Source organism: Lutaonella thermophila (assembly GCF_055387725.1).
This window is the reverse complement of sequence record NZ_AP043783.1, coordinates 318,473-343,754: the sequence shown is the minus strand read 5'-3', so window position 1 is coordinate 343,754 and position 25,282 is coordinate 318,473. Positions and strand designations below refer to the sequence as shown.

Annotated in this window: 26 protein-coding genes and 2 tRNA genes; 21 read left to right on the top strand and 7 right to left on the bottom strand. The window is 34.6% G+C overall.

Annotation, left to right across the window (positions count from 1 at the left end):
• The first annotated feature begins 45 nt into the window (after nt 1-45).
• From trxA to ACZ5CF_RS01610, 3 genes are all read left to right on the top strand, one after another.
• The gene (gene trxA, locus ACZ5CF_RS01620; RefSeq protein WP_464579931.1) at nt 46-363 is read left to right on the top strand and encodes a thioredoxin; all 318 of its coding nucleotides are present in this window, start codon (nt 46-48) and stop codon (nt 361-363) included.
• A gap of 167 nt (nt 364-530) precedes the next feature.
• The gene (locus ACZ5CF_RS01615) at nt 531-1,460 is read left to right on the top strand and encodes a DUF58 domain-containing protein (RefSeq protein ID WP_464579930.1); all 930 of its coding nucleotides are present in this window, start codon (nt 531-533) and stop codon (nt 1,458-1,460) included.
• Nucleotides 1,461-1,547: 87 nt separating this feature from the next.
• Nucleotides 1,548-1,621 (top strand) — tRNA-Asp (locus tag ACZ5CF_RS01610).
• 168 nt (nt 1,622-1,789) lie between these two features.
• Here the strand turns inward: ACZ5CF_RS01610 and ACZ5CF_RS01605 are convergent.
• Complete coding sequence (locus tag ACZ5CF_RS01605) at nt 1,790-2,302, bottom strand: DUF456 domain-containing protein (protein ID WP_464579929.1); 513 nt, start codon at nt 2,300-2,302, stop codon at nt 1,790-1,792.
• A 211-nt stretch (nt 2,303-2,513) separates the two neighbouring features.
• Between ACZ5CF_RS01605 and ACZ5CF_RS01600 the strand changes: the two genes are divergently transcribed.
• The 7 genes from ACZ5CF_RS01600 to ACZ5CF_RS01570 all read left to right on the top strand — a co-directional run bounded on the left by ACZ5CF_RS01600 (nt 2,514) and on the right by ACZ5CF_RS01570 (nt 6,953).
• Nucleotides 2,514-3,002 carry a hypothetical protein gene (locus ACZ5CF_RS01600; protein WP_464579928.1) on the top strand — a complete coding sequence of 163 codons (489 nt, stop codon included), beginning with the start codon at nt 2,514-2,516 and terminating at the stop codon, nt 3,000-3,002.
• A gap of 34 nt (nt 3,003-3,036) precedes the next feature.
• A complete protein-coding gene (gene ruvC, locus ACZ5CF_RS01595) occupies nt 3,037-3,588 on the top strand; it encodes a crossover junction endodeoxyribonuclease RuvC (protein WP_464579926.1) in 552 nt (183 codons plus the stop codon).
• Between the two features lie 9 nt (nt 3,589-3,597).
• The gene (gene hemW, locus ACZ5CF_RS01590; RefSeq protein WP_464579925.1) at nt 3,598-4,722 is read left to right on the top strand and encodes a radical SAM family heme chaperone HemW; all 1,125 of its coding nucleotides are present in this window, start codon (nt 3,598-3,600) and stop codon (nt 4,720-4,722) included.
• Between the two features lie 12 nt (nt 4,723-4,734).
• Entirely contained in the window at nt 4,735-5,487 is a 753-nt protein-coding gene (locus ACZ5CF_RS01585) for a cyclase family protein (RefSeq protein ID WP_464579924.1), read from the top strand.
• Nucleotides 5,488-5,489: 2 nt separating this feature from the next.
• A complete protein-coding gene (locus tag ACZ5CF_RS01580; RefSeq protein WP_464579923.1) occupies nt 5,490-6,113 on the top strand; it encodes a DUF4230 domain-containing protein in 624 nt (207 codons plus the stop codon).
• 144 nt (nt 6,114-6,257) lie between these two features.
• Nucleotides 6,258-6,533 (top strand): STAS domain-containing protein, encoded by a 276-nt coding sequence (locus ACZ5CF_RS01575; protein ID WP_464579922.1) that lies wholly within the window; start codon nt 6,258-6,260, stop codon nt 6,531-6,533.
• Nucleotides 6,534-6,584: 51 nt separating this feature from the next.
• Complete coding sequence (locus ACZ5CF_RS01570; RefSeq protein WP_464579921.1) at nt 6,585-6,953, top strand: MmcQ/YjbR family DNA-binding protein; 369 nt, start codon at nt 6,585-6,587, stop codon at nt 6,951-6,953.
• On the opposite strand, the gene ACZ5CF_RS01565 is transcribed toward ACZ5CF_RS01570, so the two are convergent.
• The gene (locus ACZ5CF_RS01565) at nt 6,939-7,793 is read right to left on the bottom strand and encodes an AraC family transcriptional regulator (protein WP_464579920.1); all 855 of its coding nucleotides are present in this window, start codon (nt 7,791-7,793) and stop codon (nt 6,939-6,941) included. The two genes, ACZ5CF_RS01570 and ACZ5CF_RS01565, sit on opposite strands and share 15 nt — an antisense overlap.
• A 142-nt stretch (nt 7,794-7,935) precedes the next feature.
• On the opposite strand from ACZ5CF_RS01565, the gene ACZ5CF_RS01560 reads away from it, so the two are divergent.
• The 5 genes from ACZ5CF_RS01560 to ACZ5CF_RS01540 all read left to right on the top strand — a co-directional run bounded on the left by ACZ5CF_RS01560 (nt 7,936) and on the right by ACZ5CF_RS01540 (nt 13,724).
• Complete coding sequence (locus tag ACZ5CF_RS01560) at nt 7,936-8,850, top strand: dihydrodipicolinate synthase family protein (protein WP_464579919.1); 915 nt, start codon at nt 7,936-7,938, stop codon at nt 8,848-8,850.
• Nucleotides 8,851-8,861: 11 nt separating this feature from the next.
• Nucleotides 8,862-10,445, top strand: a complete 1,584-nt coding sequence (locus ACZ5CF_RS01555; protein ID WP_464579918.1) for an aldehyde dehydrogenase (NADP(+)) — start codon at nt 8,862-8,864, stop codon at nt 10,443-10,445.
• A 3-nt stretch (nt 10,446-10,448) separates the two neighbouring features.
• On the top strand, nt 10,449-11,459 hold the full coding sequence (locus tag ACZ5CF_RS01550) for a 4-hydroxyproline epimerase (protein ID WP_464579917.1): 1,011 nt from the start codon (nt 10,449-10,451) through the stop codon (nt 11,457-11,459).
• Between the two features lie 25 nt (nt 11,460-11,484).
• The gene (locus ACZ5CF_RS01545) at nt 11,485-12,732 is read left to right on the top strand and encodes an NAD(P)/FAD-dependent oxidoreductase (RefSeq protein WP_464579916.1); all 1,248 of its coding nucleotides are present in this window, start codon (nt 11,485-11,487) and stop codon (nt 12,730-12,732) included.
• A 170-nt stretch (nt 12,733-12,902) separates the two neighbouring features.
• Nucleotides 12,903-13,724, top strand: a complete 822-nt coding sequence (locus ACZ5CF_RS01540) for a hypothetical protein (protein ID WP_464579914.1) — start codon at nt 12,903-12,905, stop codon at nt 13,722-13,724.
• 47 nt (nt 13,725-13,771) lie between these two features.
• Here ACZ5CF_RS01540 and ACZ5CF_RS01535 read toward each other — a convergent pair whose 3' ends face one another.
• Nucleotides 13,772-14,872, bottom strand: coding sequence for a DUF4407 domain-containing protein (locus ACZ5CF_RS01535; RefSeq protein WP_464579913.1), 1,101 nt, complete (start codon nt 14,870-14,872; stop codon nt 13,772-13,774).
• 99 nt (nt 14,873-14,971) lie between these two features.
• Nucleotides 14,972-16,360: a dipeptidase gene (locus ACZ5CF_RS01530; protein WP_464579911.1), complete on the bottom strand. Its 1,389-nt coding sequence runs from the start codon at nt 16,358-16,360 to the stop codon at nt 14,972-14,974.
• A gap of 102 nt (nt 16,361-16,462) precedes the next feature.
• Between ACZ5CF_RS01530 and ACZ5CF_RS01525 the strand changes: the two genes are divergently transcribed.
• A tRNA-Leu gene (locus tag ACZ5CF_RS01525) sits at nt 16,463-16,544 on the top strand.
• 111 nt (nt 16,545-16,655) lie between these two features.
• On the opposite strand, the gene ACZ5CF_RS01520 is transcribed toward ACZ5CF_RS01525, so the two are convergent.
• Nucleotides 16,656-16,949, bottom strand: coding sequence for a hypothetical protein (locus ACZ5CF_RS01520; protein WP_464579910.1), 294 nt, complete (start codon nt 16,947-16,949; stop codon nt 16,656-16,658).
• Between the two features lie 3 nt (nt 16,950-16,952).
• Nucleotides 16,953-18,221, bottom strand: a complete 1,269-nt coding sequence (locus ACZ5CF_RS01515) for a 3-deoxy-D-manno-octulosonic acid transferase (protein ID WP_464579909.1) — start codon at nt 18,219-18,221, stop codon at nt 16,953-16,955.
• A 98-nt stretch (nt 18,222-18,319) separates the two neighbouring features.
• Here ACZ5CF_RS01515 and ACZ5CF_RS01510 point away from each other — a divergent pair, with 98 nt between their 5' ends.
• From ACZ5CF_RS01510 to ACZ5CF_RS01490, 5 genes are read left to right on the top strand one after another with little or no spacing between them, the layout of a single operon-like run.
• On the top strand, nt 18,320-19,453 hold the full coding sequence (locus ACZ5CF_RS01510) for a DegT/DnrJ/EryC1/StrS family aminotransferase (RefSeq protein ID WP_464579908.1): 1,134 nt from the start codon (nt 18,320-18,322) through the stop codon (nt 19,451-19,453).
• Nucleotides 19,453-20,472: a UDP-glucose 4-epimerase GalE gene (gene galE / locus ACZ5CF_RS01505; protein WP_464579907.1), complete on the top strand. Its 1,020-nt coding sequence runs from the start codon at nt 19,453-19,455 to the stop codon at nt 20,470-20,472. The genes ACZ5CF_RS01510 and galE overlap by 1 nt, the downstream gene beginning before the upstream one ends.
• A 15-nt stretch (nt 20,473-20,487) precedes the next feature.
• The gene (locus ACZ5CF_RS01500) at nt 20,488-21,768 is read left to right on the top strand and encodes a metal-dependent hydrolase family protein (protein WP_464579906.1); all 1,281 of its coding nucleotides are present in this window, start codon (nt 20,488-20,490) and stop codon (nt 21,766-21,768) included.
• 9 nt (nt 21,769-21,777) lie between these two features.
• On the top strand, nt 21,778-22,905 hold the full coding sequence (chrA, locus tag ACZ5CF_RS01495; protein WP_464579904.1) for a chromate efflux transporter: 1,128 nt from the start codon (nt 21,778-21,780) through the stop codon (nt 22,903-22,905).
• Nucleotides 22,906-22,911: 6 nt separating this feature from the next.
• A complete protein-coding gene (locus ACZ5CF_RS01490) occupies nt 22,912-23,262 on the top strand; it encodes a hypothetical protein (protein WP_464579903.1) in 351 nt (116 codons plus the stop codon).
• On the opposite strand, the gene ACZ5CF_RS01485 is transcribed toward ACZ5CF_RS01490, so the two are convergent.
• Nucleotides 23,255-25,258 carry a TonB-dependent receptor plug domain-containing protein gene (locus tag ACZ5CF_RS01485; protein ID WP_464579901.1) on the bottom strand — a complete coding sequence of 668 codons (2,004 nt, stop codon included), beginning with the start codon at nt 25,256-25,258 and terminating at the stop codon, nt 23,255-23,257. The two genes, ACZ5CF_RS01490 and ACZ5CF_RS01485, sit on opposite strands and share 8 nt — an antisense overlap.
• Nucleotides 25,259-25,282: the final 24 nt, after the last annotated feature.

Below are 25,282 nucleotides of genomic sequence, written 5' to 3'. Positions count from 1 at the left end.
TACCGAAAATTAATTGATAATTAAAGAACTAAAAACACAAATAATATGGCATTAGAAATTACAGATGCTACTTTCGAAGAAGTAGTTTTAAAAAGCGATAAACCTGTTTTAGTAGATTTCTGGGCTGCATGGTGTGGTCCTTGTAGAATGGTTGCACCGGTTATTGACGAAATCAGCCAAGAGTACGAGGGTAAAGCAGTTGTTGGAAAAGTAGATGTAGATGCTAACCAAGAATATGCTGCCAAGTACGGAGTGCGCAACATTCCTACTGTTTTAGTATTTAAAGATGGCGAGGTAGTTGGCCGTCAGGTAGGTGTGGCACCAAAAGAAACCTACACGCAAGCATTAGATTCACTTTTATAAAAAACAGGTGTAATTAAAAGTTAAAGGTTTGGCAATAGGTCAAACCTTTTTTATTTTTATCAGGGCGCATCGGTAACAAATTACCGTCGGGCTTTCGGCAGTCGCTTTTGCAATACATTGCAAAGAGCTTCAACAAAGCCTCAATCCCTTGCGCAAAACAAAACGTAATGAAACTTCAAAAAGAACTCAATAAGGCAGCCCTTTCCGGTAATTTAGAACTCTTGGCAAAACAAGTTGTAGAAGGGTTTATGAGTGGCATGCATAAGAGTCCGTTTCATGGTTTTTCAGCAGAATTTTCAGAGCATAAAATTTACAATACCGGAGAAAGCACACGGCATATAGACTGGAAATTGTTTGCAAAAACCGATAAACTTTACACAAAACGCTACGAAGAAGAAACCAATTTACGTTGCCATATAATTATAGACAACTCATCGTCTATGCATTATCCGGTGCAAAAAACAATCACGTTAGAAAACTTAAATAAAATTGGTTTTGCAGCATTGGCAAGCGCATCGTTAATGAACCTCTTTAAAAAACAACGCGATGCTGTTGGGTTAAGCATTTACTCAGATTCTTATGATTATTATGCCCCCGAAAAAAGTAATGAGAGGCATCATCAAATGCTACTAACGGCCTTAGAGCAAATGGTGCAAAGTAAACCGGTACAAAAACAAACCAAAACTTATACCTATTTGCATTTAATTGCCGAGAAAATACACAGAAGAAGCATGATTTTTTTGTTTACCGACATGTTTCAGACCCAAACAGATGATGACAAACTTTTTGAAGCACTAAGGCATTTAAAGTATAATAAACACGAGGTTATTTTATTTCATTTGTTTGATAAAGAAAAAGAGCAAAACTTTAATTTTAGTAATACACCCAAACGTTTTGTAGATGTAGAAACCGGAGAATATATTAATATGTACGCAGATAATTTTAAGGAGCAATACCAAAAAGCAGTAACAAACTATTTTAATACTGTTTCATTGCGTTGTGCTCAATACAAAATAAAATATGTGCCTGTCGATATTAATGCGATGTTTGCAAAAATTTTAACTACGTATCTGGTTGAGCGTAAAATGTTTGTGTGATTTTTGCCCAAAAAGGGTGTAATTTTTTTAAAAAAATATTTGTCAAATTAAAATAGCACTGTATATTTGCATCCGCAATTAAGCGCTGGTCTGGTAGTTCAGCTGGTTAGAATACATGCCTGTCACGCATGGGGTCGCGGGTTCGAGTCCCGTCCAGACCGCAACAATAACAAAGAGCTTCTCAGGTAATATTGAGAAGCTTTTTTTCGCAAAAAAGTTTAGTTGTGTTGTTTATAGTAAGCTGTTTTGCTTACTGTGGTTTAGTAGTTAAACCAATGAAAGGCTTTCCTTTTAATGTAAAGGAGGGCTTTTTTTATTTATAGCCGTTTTTAATTAAAAGTAAAAAACGCATCACTGTACTCCCACGCAGTCATTAAAAACATTCCGAGGTAGATTATTGCAACTAAAAACTTTAAAAACGTTCCGGTTAAAAACCCTAAGAAAGAACCTACGGCAGCTTTAAAAGCTTTACCGGAATCGGCTTTATTTATTAGCTCACCAACAATTGCCCCAACAAAAGGCCAAACAATAATACCGATTGGTCCTAAAACCGGAAAGAAAAGCGCTACTAACAAACCAATAGTTGTACCTAACATACCCGCTTTACTACCACCAAAACGTTTGGTTCCTGCAACCGGAATAATATAATCTATAACCGTTACAGCTATTGCAATTAATAAAGTAATGGTAAGCAAAACCCAATTATCAGGAACGCTTTTAGTAAGGTAAAGTAATAATAAACCAACCCAGCTTAACGGAGGCCCGGGTAATACCGGTAAAAAACTACCTATTATGCCTAACAACATAAAAAATAGCCCTAAAAAAAGCAGTAATAAATCCATACGTTAAATTTAGATTGTAAGACGAAAGTAAGTAATGTTTGTTACAGATTATACATTTTAAAAATAGTAAGCTTTTATAAAACTTATACACTAATTTACTTAACAGAGTGGGGTTTTCTCATTAAAAATAATACTCTTAAAGGCTTAAATACACTTTTCGGGTAATTAAGTTTATTGAAAAGTCGTATTTTCAACTCCTAAAACCATTGCAATGAAACGTTTTGGGCTTTTTTGGTTACTTGTATTGTGTTGCTCATGTAATTTATTTACCAGCAAAGAGCAATTAAAAAAACAATTAGTACAAGAAGAAATTAAGAGCATTAACTGGAACGAAGTAGACCAATACCCTCTTTTTGAGGCTTGTGATGAAACGGCAAGTAAAGAAGCTCAAAAAGTATGCTTTCAAACCACGTTATCAGACCATTTGTTTAATGCGTTAGCTACTCATAATTTTAATGTTACACAATCGGTAAACGATACAATTTTAGTTTTAATGATTATTAGAAATGATGGTTCTATACAATTAGAAAGTATAACCAAAACAAGTTTAGTTTCTGAGCAACTTCCAGAAATAGATAGTGTAATAACAAGAGCTTTGCAACGTTTACCAAAAATTTATCCGGCATTAAAAAGAGGAATTCAAGTGTCTACAAAAGTAAAATTGCCCATTGTAGTTTCTGCGCAGCAATCAGAGAATTAGTTTTTAATTAGCTTTGTATACTCAATTTAAGAGAGTGAAAGACGAAAAAATTATACTTGGTATTGATCCCGGAACAACCATCATGGGATTCGGACTCATAAAATGTGAGGGCAAAGCAATGACCCTCTTACAGTTAGATGAGCTTTTGCTTAAAAAATATGACGATCATTACCTTAAACTGCAAAAAATATTTGAGCGTACCATTCAGATTATAGACCAATATCATCCTGATGAAATAGCCATAGAAGCTCCTTTTTATGGTAAAAATGTACAATCTATGCTAAAACTTGGTAGAGCTCAAGGCGTAGCTATGGCAGCCGGATTAAGCAGAGAAATCCCCATAACAGAATATTCTCCTAAAAAAATAAAAATGGCTATTACCGGTAATGGTAATGCCAGCAAAGAGCAAGTGGCTAAAATGTTAATGAGCTTACTTAATTTAAAAAAGCTACCTAAAAATCTTGATGCTACAGATGGGCTGGCAGCAGCCGTTTGCCATTTTTACAATTTAGGCAAGCCAAGCACCGGAAAATCATATACAGGTTGGACAGCCTTTGTTAAGCAAAATCAGAATCGTTTAAAATAATACCGAAATATGAGCGGTATTTACATACATATACCTTTTTGCAAACAAGCATGTCATTATTGCGATTTTCATTTTTCTACTTCTTTTAAAAAAAAGGAAGTCTTACTTGATGCGTTAACTAAAGAACTCATATTAAGAAAAGACGAGTTTAAAAATACTGTTGTAGAAACTATTTATTTTGGAGGTGGTACACCAAGCGTTTTAAGTGTTGTAGAGCTGCAACAGCTTTTAAATACAATATACAATAACTACAATGTTACAGAAAACCCGGAAATTACTTTAGAGGCTAACCCGGACGATTTAACTCCTAATAAATTAGAGCAACTATCTAAAACACAAATAAACAGGCTTAGCATTGGTATTCAATCGTTTTTTAATGAGCATTTACAAGAAATGAATCGCGCTCATAATGCTAATCAGGCAAAAAACAGCTTAGAGTTAGCAACCCAATTATTCAATAATATTACTATAGATTTAATTTACGGTATCCCAAACATGAGTGCAGAGGTATGGGCAGAAAACTTAGAAATAGCTTTTAGTTATAACATACAGCATTTATCAAGTTACGCATTAACGGTAGAGCCTAAAACCGCTTTGGATTATTTTATTAAAAACGGAAAATATCCTTCTGTAAACGATGATTTAACGTATGAGCATTTTACCATTTTGGTAACGAAAGCTAACAAAGCCGGAATGGTGCATTATGAGATATCTAATTTTGGTAAGCCCAACTATTTTTCTAAACACAACACTTCTTATTGGCAGGGAAAACCGTATATAGGTATTGGTCCTTCTGCGCATTCTTATAACATAACTCACAGAAGTTGGAACGTTGCTAACAACACAAAATATATTACTGCTTTAACAGAAAACAAGCTGCCATCTACAAAAGAAAAACTATCTGTTACTGACGCATTTAACGAGTATGTTTTAACCCGATTACGTACCATCTGGGGGGTTAATTTACAAGATGTAACTTCACGTTTTGGAAACGATTATACCGATTATTTGCTGAAAGAAAGTAACCGTTTTATTGTAAACGAATTGTTGTATATTGATAATGATATTTTAAAGACCACCCCAAAAGGAATGTTTAAGGCAGATGGTATAGCAGCAGCATTATTTAGGATTTAATTTAGTTAGCGTATGGTTGCCACTATTCAATACAAAAACACATCGTTTAAAGTAGATTTTTCTAAACCAATAGATATTTCAATTCCTTTAAAAGGAACACCAGATAATGTTAACGCATGGTATTTACCTCCACCAAAAATAGCACCGGTAAGTGCAGATGGTTGGGTAGGAAGTGTTGCAGAAGGAGCCGATGTTAATTTTAATACAATTTGGTTTAGTCCGCATGCACATGGTACGCACACAGAGTGCGTGGGACATATTACCGAAGAGCATTATTTTGTAAACCGGCACTTAACACAATTTATGTTTGTTGCCAAATTAATTACGGTGGCTCCCGGAAAAGTTAATAACGATTATGTTATTACTAAAAAACAACTTCAAAACGCATTGCAAAATGCAACTCCAGAAGCTTTGGTGGTTAGAACCTTACCTAATGACACCAGTAAACTAACCCGACAGTATGGGCATACCAACCCACCTTATTTTACAGAAGAAGCTGCAACATATTTAAGAGAAATTGGTGTGTTGCACTTGTTGGTAGATTTACCGTCTGTAGATAAAGAAAAAGACGATGGTAACTTATTTGCACATAAAGCATTCTGGGATGTCTATGGACAATTGCGTTTAAATGCTACCATAACAGAGTTTATTTATGTGCCAAATCATATAGAAGATGGTTTATATTTAGTAAATCTGCAGATAGCACCTTTTGAAAATAATGCATCGCCAAGCAAACCAATTCTGTATAAAATTGTAACCCAGTAGCTATGGAGCCTTTGTTGATTTTACTTTTAGGAATAATTGCCGGAGCTTTGCTTATGTATTACATATACAGCTTTTTTAAGAGCAAACGGTCTAAACACAAAGCCCAACAGCAAGCAGTTATTTTGTTAGAAAAAATTAAAACGGTTTGTAAATTAATAACCGTAGAAGGAACTTTTGTTGAAGTCGTTCAACAAGAAGATATAAAAAAACAATTTCTAGGACTTATCTCCAGTAAAAAGAAAGCATTAATAGTGGTAAAAGCTAAAGTAATGGTTGGCTTTAATCTTGCTAAAATACACATAGAGGCTAATCCGGATAAAAAACAGGTTGTAGTATCTAAACTTCCCGAGCCTGAAATTTTATCTGTAGAACCCGATGTAGAATTTTATGATATTACAAACGGATTGTTTAATAAGTTTGAAAGCAACGATATTAATCAGTTAAATAAACAAGCTGTTTCCTTAATTAGAGAAAAAGTTCCGAATAGTAGTTTAACCGAAATTGCTAAAAATGAAGCTTTAGAAGTAATAAAACTACTGCAACAAGTTACACAAACTATCGGTTGGACATTAGAATCTAAAATGATAGAAAGCTCTGAGAACAACGCGCAACATATTGAAAATTAAGTAATTGTAATGTGTGGTTAAAAGGCTTTTTATCAATGTTTGCTACATTACACCGATTATTTTAAGGAGTTTCACAATAAAGTATCATATTTAAGCATTGATTAATAGCGCTGTAATTTTTTTTAATTTTATTTGTGGTTTATTATGGCTCTAGAAATCAATTGTAAAAACAACACTTACCTTATTAAAGGCACTCTTAATTACGCTAACGTAAAACAATTTCAATCGCACTTTTCAGAATTTATGCAACAACAAGAGGTTGTAATAAATATAGATCAGTTACAAAGTGTAGATACGGTTGGCGTTGCTGCTTTCGAAGAATTATATAAGCAGTTATACAAGCAACAAAAAACACTGCAAATTATTGGTTACGGGTGCAGAGATATGCACGATCATCTTAACTCTGTTTCTGTAGTATAATTTTTTTACACAATACTTTACTTTATATTTATTGTGTAAATAATTTATTAAATGAATATAGAAGAGGTAAGAGACTACTGTTTGTGTAAAAAAGCTGTAACAGAGGCTTTCCCTTTTGATCAAGATACGCTAGTGTTTAAGGTAAAAGGAAAGATGTTTGCATTAACCAGTTTAAAAAAATGGGAGCAAGGTAATGCCAGCATTAATCTAAAATGTGATCCTGAGTGGGCTCTTGAGCTTCGTGCTAACTACAACAGTATTGAGCCGGGATTTCACATGAATAAAACGCATTGGAATACTATTTATTTACACCAAGGAGAATTATCGGGAACATTTATTCGCCAATTAATAGACCATTCTTATAACATGGTAATAAAAACACTTCCTAAAAAAATACAACAAGAGTTACTGTTGCCATAATTTCCCTAATTTGTACTGCAAAGGAGTACATTGTTTTAACCGTTTAAATTGCCTATTAAAATTTGCAATATTATTATAACCGGAAAGCTCTGCAATTTCTGCTATGCTGTACTCTTTTTTGGCACGCAATAGCTCGCAAGCATGGGCAATTCTTACTTCATTTAAAAATATAAAGTAGGTTTTATTGGTTCTTTTTTTAAAATATTTGCAAAACGCATTTTTGCTCATATTTGCCACTTCGGCAATTTGAGATAGCGTTATTGGTTTTGTAAAATTACGCATGGTATACTGCATTACTTCTTGTATGCGTTTTCCTTCGTTATCAGACAGCTGCTTTGATGCAATGTAAGTATTGAATAATTTTTTTGGGGCTTTAGATAGGTTGTTTATAGTTTTTAGAAGGGTTAAAAATTGGTTGAAAGAATTTTGTTTTGGAAGTGTTTTAAAACTATTATGTAAAGTATGGTCTTTAGCCTTTGTTACGAAACCACTTTCTGATAATGCAAAAAAAGGAGAAAGGCTTTTTAATTCTTTTAGATTAAAAAAAGCTTTCCCGAAAGAGTTTTTAGTAAAGAAAAAAGAAATCATGTAAGACAGTTTTTTACTCTCTTTATTACTTAAAAAAACATGCGGTAATTGGCTTCCAATTACTATTATATCTCCTTTAGTGTAGCTTGTAATGGTATCTCCAATAAGCAGTGTACCACTTCCTGAAGCAATGTAGCTTATTTGAATTTCTTTGTGTTGATGATACTTATCATAAAACAACACAACCTTATCGTCTTGTACTATAAAAGCCGATTCTTCAGGTTTAGGTATTTGAAAAGGTAATATTTTCATTCAAAATAATTTATATAAAAATAATCATTAATGATTTAGAAATAATATTATTGGATAATATAGTATAAAAATTAGATAATAAAGCATTACACAAAAGCAATTAGTAAAACTACATTTACAATACATTAAAAACCTTACTATTATGAAAATAGATTGGAGCGGTGTAATGCCGGCTGTAACAACAAAATTTACTGAAGATGATAAATTAGATTTACCTCTTTTCAAAAAAAATATAGAGGCTCAATTAGATGCCGGCGTAAATGGTATTGTTTTAGGAGGTACCCTTGGTGAGGCAAGTACATTAACCACCCAAGAAAAGAGAGAATTAACTTCTACAACAGTACAATTAGTTAATAATCGTGTTCCGGTTTTAGTAAATATAGCAGAACAAAGTACCAAAGCAGCAATTAAAGCAGCAGAAGATGCAGAGAAAGATGGTGCCAACGCATTAATGATGTTACCACCAATGCGATATAAATCTGATGCTAAAGAAACAGTAACCTATTTTAAAGAAGTAGCCAAAAGCACGTCATTACCAATTATGGTGTACAATAATCCGGTAGATTATAATATAGAAGTTACGTTAGATATGTTTGATGAGCTACTGGAACATGATAATATTCAAGCCGTAAAAGAATCTACCAGAGATATAAGTAATGTAACCAGAATAATTAATAGGTTTGGTAACCGACTTAAAATTATGTGCGGGGTAGACACCTTAGCACTAGAGAGTTTACTTATGGGAGCGCACGGCTGGATTGCCGGATTGGTATGTGCTTTCCCAAAAGAAACAGTTGCTATTTACAAACTGCAAAAGACCGGAAAAATAAAAGAGGCTATTGCCATTTACAGATGGTTTTTACCATTGTTAGAGTTAGATATAAACTCTAAATTAGTACAGAATATTAAACTGGCAGAAGTGGCAACAGGATTAGGCTCAGAACATGTTAGAGCCCCAAGATTACCCCTTACTGGAGCAGAAAGAGAACATGTTTTAAATGTTATAAAAAAGGCACTACAAAATAGGCCAACATTACCAGATTACAAGCAACTATAAAAATAAGACGTATGATTACCGGAGAGAATTACATAGGATTTACAAGATCTGCTAAAGGCAACAGAGTATATAAAACTTTTAATCCGCAATTAAATCAAGAAAATCCGTATCAATTTATAGAAGCTTCACAAGAAGAGGTAGATAAAGCAGTAACACTAGCTTCTGAGGCTTTTAAAGCATATAAATTAATTTCAAAAGATATAAAAGCAGCTTTCTTAAACGCGATTGCAAACGAAATTTTGGCATTGGGTGATGAACTTGTTAAAGTTTATTGCGCTGAGAGTGGTTTGCCAGAAGCCAGAGCTATTGGAGAAAGAAACAGAACAGTAGGTCAGCTTAAAAGCTTTGCAGAGCTGGTTAAAGAAGGAGCTTGGGTAGAAGCCACTATAGACACCGCCCAGCCGGATAGAAAGCCAATAGCTAAACCCGACTTACGAAAAATGTTAACTCCGCTAGGGCCTGTTGTGGTGTTTGGTGCCAGCAATTTCCCGTTGGCATACTCAACAGCAGGTGGCGATACCGCATCTGCTTTAGCAGCTGGATGCCCTGTTATTGTTAAATCGCACCCAATGCATGCAGGAACAGGAGAGCTGGTTGCCGGAGCTGTAATTAAAGCAGCTAAACAAACGGGCATGCCCGATGGAGTTTTCTCTAATTTAAATAGTAGTGGCTTTGAAGTTGGCAAACAACTTGTGCAACACCCCAAAGTAAAAGCTGTGGGGTTTACCGGAAGCATTGCCGGTGGGAGAGCATTGTTTAATATGGCTGCTAACAGACCCGAACCTATCCCGGTTTTTGCAGAAATGGGAAGTATTAATCCGGTAGTCTTATTGCCCAATGCTCTAAAAAATAGTGCTGAAAACTGGGCAGAAATTTATGCGAAGTCTATAACCTTAGGAACAGGACAATTTTGTACAAACCCCGGATTAATTTTAGGGTTAAAAAGTGATAGTTTAAATAATTTTATTAGTACGCTGGCTCAAGAAATAATTAAAATAGAGCCTTCTTGTATGCTACATCCTAATATAGTTGGAGCGTATGAAAACAATAAAGCTAAAGTAAAATCTCAACAGGCAACAACAGTAGTAGCAGAGTATGCCACACAAACCAAAGAGAATTATGCTAAACAAGCTGTTTTAACAGTAGAAGGAGCAACTTTTTTAAACAATAAAACTTTACATCAAGAAGTTTTCGGTCCGTTTTCTATTGTGGTTCAATGTGAAGATATAAACCAATTAGAGGCTATTTTACACAATTTAGAAGGGCAGCTTACAGGAACAATAATTGGTGATGAAGAAGAAATTGCAACGCACCATACTATTGTGCAGGCGTTACAAAATAGAGTTGGCAGAATAATTTTTAATGGAGTTCCAACAGGGGTCGAGGTTTGTCCTGCCATGCATCATGGGGGGCCCTATCCGGCTTCTACAGACAGCAGGTTTACAGCAGTTGGTATTCATGCTATAAAACGTTGGGCAAGACCAATATGCTATCAAAATTGGCCTGATAATTTACTACCTGAAGAACTTAAAAATAAAAACTCTTTGGGGATTTCTCGTTTAGTAAATGGGGTTTTAACCAAAGATAATATTTAGGTAATGGCTAAGCACATATTTAAGTGTATAGACGCGCATACTTGTGGTAATCCGGTTAGAGTGGTTGTAGCGGGGAAACCTAATCTTACAGGAGATACTATGAGTGAGAAAAGACAACATTTTATAAAAGAATTTGATTGGATTAGAACAGGGTTAATGTTCGAGCCCAGAGGACATGACATGATGAGTGGGAGTATGCTGTACGAGCCACATAATCCGGAAAACGATTTTGCTATTTTGTTTATAGAAACTTCAGGGTGCTTACCCATGTGTGGTCATGGCACAATTGGTACTGTTACAGTAGCAATTCAAGAAAAATTAATACAACCCAAAAACCCTGGAAGAATTAAAATGGAAGCTCCTGCAGGAGTTGTTACAATAGAGTATGAGCAAGAAAACAATCGAGTAAATTGGGTTAAGCTTACAAATGTTAAAAGCTTTTTGGCAGCATCAGAGCTAACAATAAATTGCCCCGAGCTGGGAGAGCTCGTTTTTGATGTTGCGTACGGAGGAAACTATTATGCAATTATAGATCCGCAAAAGAATTTTAGTGGAGTTCAAGATTTCACGGCAAGTAAATTAATTCAGTATTCACAAGCAATTCGTCAAAAAATAAATCAAAAATATCCAGATTTGTTTATTCATCCGGAGAATAGCACTATACGCGATGTATCGCATATACTATGGACAGGAGAGCCAATAGATGCCACATCTAATGGGCGTAATGCAGTTTTTTACGGAGATAAAGCAATAGATAGGAGCCCGTGTGGTACAGGAACTTCGGCCAGGATGGCACAATTGCACGCTAAAGGGAAGTTAAAAAAAGGAGAACTTTTTGTGCACGAAAGTTTTATAGGAAGTAAATTTATTGGTTGTATTGAAGAAGAAACCACATTAGCAGGGCAACAAGCCATAATACCAAGTATAAAAGGATGGGCAAAGGTTTATGGATACAACACAATTATTATTGATGATGAAGATGATCCATATGCTCATGGTTTTCAGGTAATTTAAAATAGGTAACATATAATCTGCTGATTTGAAAAATTGCGTTGTAATAGGGGGCGGAATAATAGGGCTAAGTACAGCTTATTATTTGCTTAAAGAAGGGCACAAAGTAACGGTTATAGACATGACTCCTATTAATGAAGGAGCCTCTTTTGTTAATGCCGGCTATATTACACCAAGCCATATAATTTCGTTAGCTTCTCCGGGAATGATGGCTAAAGGTATTAAGTGGATGTTTAATTCTTCGAGCCCGTTTTACATGAAACCCAGACTTAATGCAGATTTTTTAAAGTGGGCTTGGAGCTTTAATAAATCAGCTACAAATAGTAAGGTAATAAAAGCAATTCCTATAATAAAAGAAATTAATCTGTTTAGCAGAGATCTTTACCAAGAGATATACAACTCAGGAGATTTAGGAGATTTTCAGTGGGAGCGTAAAGGGCTACTGATGCTTTATAAAACAGATAAAGCCGGAGAAGAGGAACTTAAAGTGGCAGAGCTTGCTAAACAAGAAGGATTAACTGTAAAACCACTAACGCAACCGGAGCTTGAAGCCTTAGAGCCCAACATTAATAGCCAAGTAAAAGGTGGTATTCATTATGAGTGCGATGCCCACACAACCCCTAATGAACTTATGCAAAAGCTAAAGTTTTATTTAGCTTATAATGGTGTTGAGTTTGTTCAAGAAAAAGTTACAGACTTTAGCATTTACAACAGTAAAATAACTTCAATTAAAACGAATAAAAAGGAGTACAAAGCAGACGAGTTTGTTTTGGCAACCGGAGCGTGGAGCAAACAATTGGCAAAAAAGTTAAATATTAACTTACTATTAGAGGCCGGTAAAGGATACAGAATTAATGTTTTTAAAAAAACAAACATTCAATACCCTGCAGTTTTGTTAGAAGCTAAAGTTGCTGTTACACCTATGCGGGGCTTTACTCGTTTTGCGGGTACTATGGAGCTCTCAGGCATAAATAATACCATTAACAAAAAAAGGGTAGAAGCTATTGCAAATGCTGCTCAGCAATACTATAAAAACATAACAATTACTAAAACAGAGATTAATGATGCTCAATGTGGCTTGAGACCGGTTTCTCCGGATGGGCTGCCTTACATAGGTAAAAGTAATAAGTGTAATAACTTAACTTTTGCTACCGGGCATGCCATGATGGGATGGAGTCTGGGGCCTGCTACGGGCAAACTCATATCAGAGCTAATTAGTAATAAACCGTTATCTATTAATATAGACGCTTTTAGTCCAGACAGAAAGTTTAAATAATTGATAATCAGCAATATGGTATTTTTTTGTATCTTTACAGATAGCACTTCCTCCTAACCATTAAAAATCCATCTCGATTTTTCCCACGTCTTTTTCAAATCGTTTGGTGTAATGCCTCAAATTCTAATTGGTATTAACAACCAACTATATACTAATTTAAATTTTTTATTATGAAAAAGACAAAAGGATTAATTACAATGGTAATGGTGCTATTACTATTGTGGACAGTTAAACTGCATTCACAAGAAAGTCCGGCTTTTATTGCAGTTACTACCATGCATTGGAACATGGATTACGAAAACTTTAATATGGACAGCTGGAAAGCCGTAGAAAAAGAGTTTTTAGACAAAATTGTTGGTAAAAACGAATTTATTTTAGCGTCTTCTGTTTACTTGCATCATTACACGCCAGATAATAGAGAACTTGTTTTTGTACAAGCATTTAAGTCTTGGGAAGATATGGGTAAGTTTGCAGCAAGAAACCAAGAATTAGCAAAAGAAGCTTGGCCTGACCAAGCAGAACGTGATGCTTTTTTTGAAAAACGTAATGCTTATTATGCAAACTATCATTCTGATGAGATTTATAGTACCTTGCCAAATGTATTACCAATTGCTGCAGATAACAACAAAGCATTAATTACATACTTAAGAAAAAGCCAACTTGCCTTTCCTGAAAATGGTTCTCAAGAAGAATTTTTGTCTATGCACAAACAATACGTAAACAATGTATTAGCTAAAAACAATTTACTTGCAGGTTACTATCCGAATGCACACGCTTGGGGATCAGACAATAGAGAGTTTATTGAAGCATTTTTTGTTAATGATATGAAAGATTTAGATGCTATGTTAGATAAAAATGGAGAGCTTTTTAGAGCGCATTGGGATACCGATGAAAAACGTAAAGCTTTTAATGAAAAAATGGGCAAGTACTTTACCGGTGTTCATGGCGATTATGTTTACAGTTTAGTTCCTGAGCTCAGTAAAAAAATGTAAACTATAGTAACTAAGTTGTTTGGGAAACTTGCTTCCCAAACAACTTTTTATAAACTCTTTTTTTGATGCTCATAAAAAGCGTCTGCTTGTAGTTGCATGAGCTCTCTGGCGCGTTGTTTTTTATAATTATATAACTCTTCTTCTTTAGTTATATCATTATAAACAGTATCATTAATAGCAGCATCTGTTGCTAACATATGTTTTCGCTGATTTTGTTTTTGAGCCACCCATGTTTTTGCAGTATTTTCTATGTCTTCAAGTTTTAAATCGTATTCTCCTTTTGGCGCTAATAGTTTAGAAAGTATCGGAGCAGTTTCTATGGCTAAAAACAATAAGAAAATAAAAAATGATGGTAACCAAGGTAATTTATTAAGTGCATTAATTCTTGCCATTAACCCATCAAACCCATCAATAGTTGGTTGTGTTTGATTTACTTTAGTAGTATACGCTGAAGTTAATGAAGCAATTTCTGCTTCTTTGTTATTAATTTTAGCATTATTAGTTTTTCGTAGTTCTTGCAATTCGGCTAAAGCCATATCATGTTTTTCTCTTTTTTCTTTATAAACAGGTCCTTTACCTATTTTCATGGTTCCGGCTGTACCTTCGGCTTCAGAGATATATGTACTATAAAGAGAATTAACCTCGGTTTCTTTTTGATCTATCTCGGCTTTTAATTCATTAATCTCATTTTGTAAGGTTGTAATTTTAGGCGAAAACTGTTCTGCTATTTGATTTTGATTGAGTACAGTTAGCTGATTTTTTTCTTCTAATAAAACCCTGTCTATTTCTTTTTCAAATAATTTAAGCTCTAAAGGTTTAGCAATTACTATAGCTATAATAACAGCTAATAAAATTCTGGGAGTAGCTTGCAGCAGCTCATTTTTAAAAGAATTTCTTTTTTTTATAGTAGATACAATAAACCTATCTAAATTAAAAATTAAGAGCCCCCAAATTAAGCCAAAAGCAAGAGCAATGTAAAGATTGTCAAAAACGGTGTAAAGGGCATAAGATGAAGCTAAAAAAGCCATTACAGCAGTAAAAAATACAGTGCCTCCTATACCGGCTTGTTTAATTTGTTCTGATTTTGAACATTCAGAGAGGATGTCTTGGTCTGCCCCGGAGCACATCCAGAAAAAGCGTTTAATCATAGCGTTCTGTTGTTATCTGATTGATGAATAATTAGTTATAGAACGCTATTTATTGTAAAATGTTACAAAAAAGCCTCGTTTTAACGAGGCTTTAATATATTACTTGTGTAACTCAGTGAAATATTTGTAAAACCAAGGAATGGTTTCTATGCCTTTTAGGTAGTTCCAGATTCCAAAATGTTCATTAGGCGAATGTATTGCATCACTATCTAACCCAAATCCCATTAGAATGGTCTTGCTTTTTAACTCTTTTTCAAAAAGCGATACAATTGGAATGCTACCACCACTTCGCTGAGGTATTGGAGTTTTACCAAAAGTAGTTTCGTAGGCTTTTGCAGCCGCTTTATATCCGGTACTATCTATAGGAGTTACATAGCCTTGCCCTCCGTGATGCGGAATTACTTTTACTTTAACCGATGGCGGAGCAATTTTTGTAAAATGCTCGGCAAATAATTGTGTTATTTCTTGCCAATCTTGATTTGGTACTAAACGCATCGAAATTTTAGCATATGCTTTACTGGGGATAACCGTTTTTGCTCCTTCGCCGGTGTAACCACCCCAAATACCATTAACATCTAGAGTTGGCCTTATAGAATTGCGTTCATTTGTAGTATATCCTTTTTCTCCGTGAACATCATTTATATCTAAAGCTTTTTTATATTCGTCTAAAGAGAAAGGCGCTTTAGCCATTTGCTCACGCTCTTCTTCAGATAGCTCTACAACTTTATCATAAAACCCCGGAATTGTTATTTTGTTATTCTCATCGTGTAAAGATGCAATCATTTTTGCTAAAATGTTAATAGGATTGGCAACGGCACCACCATATAGGCCGGAGTGTAAATCTCTGTTAGGACCTGTAACTTCTACCTCTACGTAGCTTAATCCTCTTAAACCGGTAGTAATAGAAGGTACATCTTTAGCAATCATTCCGGTGTCTGAAATTAAAATAACATCGTTTGCAAGTTTTTGTTGATTTCTCTCTACAAACCAACTTAAACTTTTAGAGCCAACCTCTTCTTCGCCTTCAATCATAAATTTCACATTGCACGGCAGCTGATTGGTTTTGGTCATAAACTCAAGAGCTTTTACGTGCATGTAAAACTGTCCTTTATCATCACAAGCACCACGGGCAAAAATTGCACCTTCCGGATGTATAGAAGTTTCTTTAATTACGGGTTCAAAAGGATCGTTTTCCCATAATTCAACCGGATCTGGTGGTTGTACATCATAATGACCGTAAACTAATACGGTAGGCAAATTGGCATCTATTATTTTTTCGCCATAAACTATAGGATAGCCGGGAGTTTCACAAATTTCTACAAAATCGCATCCGGCTTCTTGTAGTGCTGTTTTAACAGCTTCTGCCGTATTTAAAACATCTTGAGAAAAAGCAGGATCTGCACTAACCGAAGGGATTTTTAAAAGTTCAATAAGTTCGTTTATAAATCGGGATCTATGTTCCTCTATATAGGAAGCAACGTTTTCCATTAAGCAGTAGTTTGTTTTTTCAAAAATACAAAAAAGAACTTTTTAAGAAATGCTTATTTGCAATTAGAAAAATTGATTTATATTTGCACGCACAATTTTACTGCGGGTGTGGTGGAATTGGTAGACACGCTAGACTTAGGATCTAGTGCCGCAAGGCGTGGGGGTTCGACTCCCTTCACCCGCACTAAAAGCTCTCAAATTTTTGAGAGCTTTTTTGTTTTAATAACAGTAAGATATTATAAATAAAAATCGCTTCCTGAAAGAGAAGCGATTTTTGTACTTTGGTGTGTGTTTACTACATAGAATCGGTAGTTTTCTCTACCTCTTCTGCCTCTTTTTCTATAGCCTTGCCAGCTTCTTTTGCTTGTTTGCCAACTTCTTTGGTTTCATTAATTGCATTATCTATAGAACTGCCCATTTTCTCGAAAGCTCCTTTAGTTTCTTTTTCTATTTCTTGGGCAGTTTTTTTCATTTCGTCGGCTGCTTCTTCAACAGCTTCCACATTATTGTTGTTTTTTGGATCTCTACAAGAAACTAAAAAAGCTCCTATTAAACTTGCGCAAAATAAAGCTATAAGTACTCTTTTCATAAACTAAATTTTTTTGGTTTTTGTGTTATATAATAGTTTACGAATAAAATGTACTATTTGGATGTTGCTCCCACCATTTTGTTCAACATACACTCTGTTTAAGTTGCCTAATTTTGTTCGGTAGTCAGGGTTATTTATAAGTTTGGTAAAAATGGTATTTAACTCTTCTTGATTTTTAATAGGTACTATACCTCCTTTAGCAACTAAATCTCTAGCTTCTTTAAAATTTTTGTACTTGTTGCCAATTACAATCGGAACACCATAAACAGCAGGCTCTAAAGTGTTGTGTAAGCCCGTGTTTCCAACACCGCCACCAACAAAGGCAATATCTGCGTATTTATAAATTTTTGTTAGTAGACCAATTGTATCTACAATAAGAATTGTAAAATCGGCTAAATTTTTTTGGTCTTTTTCAGTATATAAAACTACTTTTTTATTGCTAAAACTCTTTTTTAGTTTGGCAATTAACTCTGGTTTTATATTATGAGGAGCAAAAATGTATTTTATTTTATTGTTAGTAGAATTATTAATAAAATCAACCAAAAGTTTTTCATCTTCAGGCCAAGTACTTCCTGCAACAACACAGAGCTGATTATTTTTAAAAGTTTCAACAAAATCTAATGGTTCTGCCTTACTGTAAATTTCAAGAACCCTATCAAATCGGGTATCGCCACTTACTGTAACATTATTAAATCCTAATGAGTTTAATAATGATTTAGATTGATTGTCTTGTACAAAAAAATGCGAGAAGGCTTTTAAAGATTGCTTCATAAAACCGCCATACCATTTAAAGAAGGGTTGAGACGGTCTAAAAATCCCAGAAATAAGTACCGTAGGAATAGCACGTTTTTGCAACTCTTTTAAATAATTTGGCCAAAACTCGTACTTAACAAATACAGCAAGTTTAGGATTAACTTTATTTAAAAAGTTACGCACATTACTTTTAGTGTCTAGCGGCAAATAAGTTATAATATCGGCAACCGGACTGTTTTTTTTAATCTCGTAACCGGACGGAGAAAAAAAGGTAACTACAATTTTATAGTTACTAAACTCTTGTTTAACTTTTTTAATAACAGGCAACCCTTGCTCAAACTCACCCAACGATGCTGTATGAAACCATATTACATTATCTGAAGGAGTTATGTTTTTTTGCAACGTACTATAAACGTGTTTTCTGCCTGTTATAAATAGCTTTATTTTGTTATTAAATAAGGCTACAATTTTTAGGCAAAAGCTAACTATTAAAACCAGTACATTATATAAAGTAAACACGGCTTAAAAAGTTTGACGCTAAAATACATTTCTTTCTAAGAATACGTTGGCTAAGCCTCCTTTATTTTGTAATATTGTTGGCAATATAATTAGTGGTTATGAAGAAAATTCAGATGGTAGACCTTAAAGGTCAGTACGAAGGCATAAAGCATCAAGTTAATGAGTCTATACAAGAGGTTTTAGATAGCACAGCATTTATAAATGGGCCTCAGGTTAAAGAGTTTCAAAAAGAATTAGAAGATTATTTAGGAGTTAAACACGTAATACCTTGTGCTAACGGTACAGATGCTTTACAGATTGCAATGATGGGGCTTGGTTTACAACCGGGAGACGAAGTAATTACTGCCGATTTTACTTTTGCAGCCACTGTAGAGGTTATTGCACTTTTAAAACTTACTCCGGTTTTAGTAGATGTAGAGCCAGATACTTTTAATATAGATCCTAAAGCTATAAAAAAGGCAATTACGCCTAAAACTAAGGCTATTGTTCCGGTACATTTGTTTGGGCAATGTGCTAATATGGATGCCATTATGGAAATTGCCAAAGAACACAATTTGTATGTTATAGAAGATAATGCTCAGGCAATCGGAGCAACCTACACATTTAAAAATGGTACTAAAAAGAAAGCCAGCACCATAGGTCATGTGGCATCTACATCATTTTTTCCTTCTAAAAATTTAGGCTGTTACGGAGACGGAGGAGCCATTTTTACAAATGATGATGAACTTGCGCATACCATTAGAGGAATTGTAAACCATGGAATGTACAAGCGCTATTATCATGATGTAGTAGGTGTAAACTCTAGATTAGATTCTATTCAGGCAGCCGTTTTACGTGCAAAGCTCCCTAAGCTGGATTATTATAATCAAAAACGCAAAGAGGCGGCATCAAAATATGATGAGGCATTCAAAAATCAATCTAATATTGTAGTGCCTTTTAGAAGCGGAGATAATTATAATCACGTGTTTCATCAATACACTATTAAAATAAAAAATGCAGATAGAGATGCTCTAGCCGAATATTTGTTGGCTCATAATATTCCTTTCGGAATATACTATCCGGTTCCGCTTCACAGTCAGAAAGCATACAAAGACTCCAGGTATAAAGAAGAAGATTTTACGGTAACCAATACATTGGTACAAGAAGTAATTTCATTACCTATGCACACAGAGTTAACCGATGAGCAAATAAATTATATAACCAGTAAAGTAATAGAATTTGTAAATAAATAATGAAAATACTTGTAACAGGAGGTTTAGGTTTTATAGGTTCGCATACGGTTGTTGAACTCCAAAAAGCGGATTTTGAAGTTGTTATAATAGACAACCTTTCTAATTCGTCTTTAGATGTTTTAGAAGGAATTACTAAAATAACCGGGAGAGCACCAGAATTTGAAAAGATTGATTTGCGAGACAAACCAGCTGTTCAAGAGTTTTTTAAACAATACAACGATGTTTCTGGAGTAATACATTTTGCTGCTTCTAAAGCAGTAGGAGAGAGCGTTCAGAGACCGCTTCTGTATTACGAAAACAACATAAGCTCATTAGTTTATGTGTTGCAAGAATTAGTAAAAAAACCTGAGTCGCATTTTATTTTTAGTTCTTCATGTACAGTTTATGGCGAAGCAGATACGTTGCCAATAACAGAAGAAGCACCGGTTAAAAAAGCCGAATCTCCTTATGGAAATACAAAACAAATAGGCGAAGAAATAATTAAAGATACTTGTAGCGTTTACAATAACTTTAATGCTATTGCTCTACGTTACTTTAACCCAATTGGTGCGCACGAAAGCGCAGAGATAGGCGAACTGCCAATTGGAGTGCCACAAAACTTAGTGCCATTTATTACACAAACTGCAGCCGGAATAAGAGAGCAGCTTTCTGTTTTTGGTAACGATTATCCAACAAGAGATGGTACATGTATTAGAGATTATATTCATGTTGTAGATTTAGCAAGAGCCCATGTGGTAGCGTTACAACGATTAATAAATAATGCAAACAAGAAAAATTATGAGGTTTTTAATGTGGGAACCGGAACCGGGAGCACCGTTTTAGAAGTGGTTAAAGCATTTGAAAGAGTAACCGGAAAAACCTTAAATTATAAAATAGCAGAGAGAAGACCGGGTGATGTTGTAGCAGCTTATGCAGATACAACTAAAGCTAACTCAGAGTTAGGATGGAAAGCAGAACATACCTTAGATGAAGCTTTACTTTCTGCCTGGAAGTGGGAGCAAAAAATTAGAAGCAAATAACCAAAACCATATACTATGAAAACGTTACTTTCTTTTGTTGCAATTCTATGCTCATTTAGTATTGCAGCGCAAGACTATTATTTACATTGCGGAAAGCTTTTAGATACCCAAAACGGCAAGGTACTTTCTAAACAAACCGTTATAGTTTCAGGCAACACCATAAAGGCTGTTCAAGAAGGATTTATAACATCTAGAAACCCGGAAGATATTATTATAAACCTAAAAGATAAAACAGTTTTACCGGGCCTGATAGACTTTCATGTTCACATAGAAGGAGAGAGTAATCCGGCTACTTATTTACAACGTTATACAAATAACGATGCAGATATAGCATATAATGCAGCAGTATATGCCAAAAAAACGTTAATGGCAGGTTTTACAACGGTTAGAGACCTTGGAGGTTCTGGGGTAAATGTATCGTTAAGAAATGCAATTAATGCAGGAAAAGTTGTTGGCCCTCGCATATTTACAGCCGAAAAAGCAATTGGTACTACAGGAGGCCATGCAGACCCAACTAACGGTCGACGTAAAGACCTAATGGGAGATCCAGGTCCAAAAGAAGGTGTTGTTAATGGTGTAGAAGATGCAAGAAAGGCCGTAAGACAACGCTATAAAAACGGAGCAGATTTAATTAAAATTACTGCAACTGGAGGTGTGCTAAGTCAGGCAAAAAGTGGTCAGAATCCTCAGTTCACAGAAGAAGAGCTAAAAGCCATTGTAGCAACAGCAAAAGATTATGGGTATCATGTGGCAGCTCATGCTCATGGTGACGAAGGGATGCAACGGGCTGTTAAAGCAGGAGTAAAAACCATAGAACACGGAACTTTAATGAGCGAAGAAACCATGGAGCTAATGAAAAAGTACGATGCTTATTTAGTGCCAACAATTACTGCCGGTAAAGCAGTAACTGAAAATGCCAAAAAACCGGGTTATTTCCCAGCAGTAATAGCAAAAAAAGCATCAGAAATCGGACCTAAAATACAAGCTACATTTGCTAAGGCCTATAAAAAAGGTGTTGGGATTGCTTTTGGTACAGATGCTGGTGTATTTAACCATGGCGAGAATGCTAAAGAATTTGGTTATATGGTAGAGGCCGGAATGCCAGAAATAGAAGCTATACAATCTGCTACAATTACCAATGCCAAAATTTTGGGAATGCAAAATCAATTAGGACAAATAAAAGAAGGCTTTTTAGCCGATATTATTGCTACAGATGATGATCCTACAATGAATATAAAAACCTTAGAAAAGGTGGTTTTTATAATGAAAGACGGTAAAATTTATAAAAAAGAATAGTACTTAAAAATGAGTGGAAAGCTTATAGAGGTTGCTAAGCTTTTTTTTAAACTAGGATGTATTGCTTTTGGAGGTCCGGCAGCCCATATAGCAATGATGGAAGATGAGGTGGTAGAAAAAAGAAAATGGATGTCTAGACAACATTTTCTTGATTTAATGGGAGCTACAAATTTAATTCCGGGGCCTAACTCTACAGAAATGGTTATGCATTGCGGTTATCATAGGGCCGGAGTTGTAGGGTTATTTGTTGCAGGTGTATGTTTTATTTTTCCGGCAGTATTATTAACCGGTGCTTTTGCCTGGTTGTATAAGACTTATGGGAGCTTACCCGAAGTAGCCCCGTTTATTTATGGTATTAAACCGGCAGTTTTAGTAATTATTACCCTTGCTATAATTAAATTAGGTAAAAAGGCACTTAAAAATACAATGTTAGGAGTGCTGGGGGGATTGGTTTTAATTGCATCATTGTTAGGTGTAAACGAAATAATTGCACTATTATGTGGAGGAGTTTTAGGCGCACTTTACTTTTTCTCTAAAGAAAAACTTTCCGGGAAAGCTGCCTCAGTGCTGCCTGTTTTTTTAGTTTCGGCTGTTGGTGCAACAACAAAGTTAACTACGCTAAACGTTTTTTTAACTTTTTTAAAAGTTGGTGCTATTTTATACGGAAGCGGTTATGTGCTTTTTGCTTATTTAGATGCCGAATTGGTAACTAAAGGATGGCTTACCAGACAAGAGCTAATAGATGCTGTAGCAGTTGGGCAATTTACACCCGGGCCGGTGCTTTCTACTGCTACATTTATTGGATATCAATTAACTGGTTTTTGGGGTGGTATTATGGCAACCCTGGGCGTGTTTTTGCCATCATTTTTGTTTGTATGGCTTATTAATCCTTTAATTCCTAAAATGAGGAAATCTGTTTTTTTACGATATTTCTTAGACTCTGTAAATATTGCTGCAGTAGCGGTTATGCTTGCAGTTTTATTTAAAATGGCTCAAGAAACACTAACTAGTTTTAATGGAGTTTTAATACTGACTTTAAGTATCTTAGCTACTGTGTTTTATAAAAAAATTAATGCGGTATGGTTAGTTTTAGGAGGAGCGCTATTAGGCTACTTACTTAGTTTGGTTACCTTTTAATTACAAATGAAACAACTTTCTGCAATAAACAGTATAGTTTTAGAGGCTCAAAAAAGTAATCTCTACAGTAAGCTTATAGAGCAACTTAATAAAGATTTATTGCGAGCTAATGTAGAGCTGCAATTTTTGGCATCTACAAAGCCCACAGACTTGGTAAACTCATTAAATACTTTTGTTCATGAGCTTATTGTTAATAGGTTTGATGATTACTTAAATTTACTGTATATAATAGATGTGCCTGAGCACAAGGTAAAACAAATAAAAGCGCAAAAAAGTTCAGAAATTAGCAAAAACATAACCTTTTTAATAGTAAGCCGAATATGGCAAAAAGTATGGCTTAAAAACAAGTTTAGTTAATTTTATACGATACGTTTATATATACATTTCTTCCTTTTCTGGGGATGTTATTCCAGTCAGAATAAGTAGAATAATAGCTGTCTAAAACATTTTCAACGCCATATTTTACAATCATTAAATTATTATATAGTTTTATTTTATTACCAAAACTTATATTAACTATAGCAAACGAAGCTGTTTTATCTTCCCCGTAAGCAGCTGCATAGTTGTTTTGCAATGTATTTCCTGTTAAGTTAACAGTAGCATTAAACTTTGTTGAAGCATAATTTAATGCAACGGCATATTGAAATGGACTTATAAGAGGTAATGGATTATTTTTATGGTCCCTGCCATAACCGTACGATACGTTATTTTCGATATTAATTTTTGAAGAAATAGAATACCGCGAAGTAGCAGAAACGGTAACTAAATTGGCATGTGGTATGTTTTGATAGAGTCTAACTCCGTTAGCGCCAATTGTCATGGGACTAATACTAGAATCAATATTTCCAATAATATAATTTTTAACATGAAAAAAGGCTCCTTCTACTCCAATAGTCAATTTTTTTAAAGCTTTGTTGAAAGCTAAAGAAGTTTCTAAAGATTGTTCTTCTTTTAAGTCTGGGTTACCTATATAGTCGTAATTGTCAAAGCTGTTAAAAATAAAGAAACCGTATCCTTCGCTTACAGACGGAGCTCTTTGGCCATATCCTATTCCAAAACGAAGTGTTTGGCTTTCTCTTTGTAAAGTATAGTTTGCTGTTAGGCTTGTTAAAATTCGGTTTTTAGTTTTTGATAGTCTGGGATAAAATATTTGTAAACTTTCTATTCCTTCTTTTTTTGCAATCTCATTGTAATGAAAACCAATTCTACCACTAATTAGAATATGATTTTTGGGATTAACTTCAAATTCATCTTTTATAAAAAGCCCACTATACCATGTTCTAATATCGGGCCAGGTGTACATAAACATAGTGTTTTCGTCCGGATTATTGGGATACATGGTCATTTCTGCCAACGATTTATTATAATATGAATTAATGTTGGCAGTAATTATGTGGTTTTTAAAATTAAAAACACCTTTACTGTACATCCCAAACGTATCGCTCCAACCAGGCATATCCATTCTAACAGGTACATCGGGGCGTTTAGAGTCATCCATTACATGGGTAATTGTATTAAAGTAAATTTTACTTTCTACACTTTTTAAGATGCTTTCTGGTGTGTTATAAATATGAGACAGCGAGGCTATTGTTGCTTTAGCTAATGAAACATCCATTGGTAGTGCAGGATAGCCAATATCTGTAGCTTTGTCATAAATTAAGGTTCCTCGAAGCAAATTGGTTTCAGATAGTTTAAAACCGGCATCTATAGCTAAATTGTATTTTTCAAATTGTGAGTATTTAACTTCTTTGTTGTTTCCGGCTTTATAACTATCTGCTTTTCTATATAATGCATTAACTTTTAGAGAAGTGTTTTTTTGGTTTATATCTAAACTTCCTCCTGTGGTTTTATAATTTCCGTTAAATTCATAACCAGCATCTATTGTTGCTTTAATGCCATTATTTTTAAAATCGCTTTTAGGGAGTTTTAAGTTAATACTACCTCCTACGTTGTGTGAATGCTCTGTACCTTCTTGACCAGATTTAATTTCTACTTTTTCTAGGTTAGAAACATCTATATATGATGTAATAGGGTCCATCTTATCTGTACAAGCTCCAAAAATTTGCATCCCATCTATAGTAATATTTAAACGTTCAGAGCTCATGTTATTTAAAGTAGGCTCCCAAGCATAGTTGCCCCGTTTAATCATGTTTACTCTGCTAGAGCTTTCTAAATAATCGTCTATGCTAGATAGTATTTTTTGCTGATTATATGGATTTAACTTTTTTCTGGCAGTTAATACTATTTCATCTAGATAGGTTGTAAGTATTACTTTTTGATTTTCTTTTTTGTTTTGCGCAAAAGAAAATATTGTTACTACAAAGAGTAGTAAGGCTATAAAATATTTTTTCATCTGTTTGTTAAAAATATAAATGCA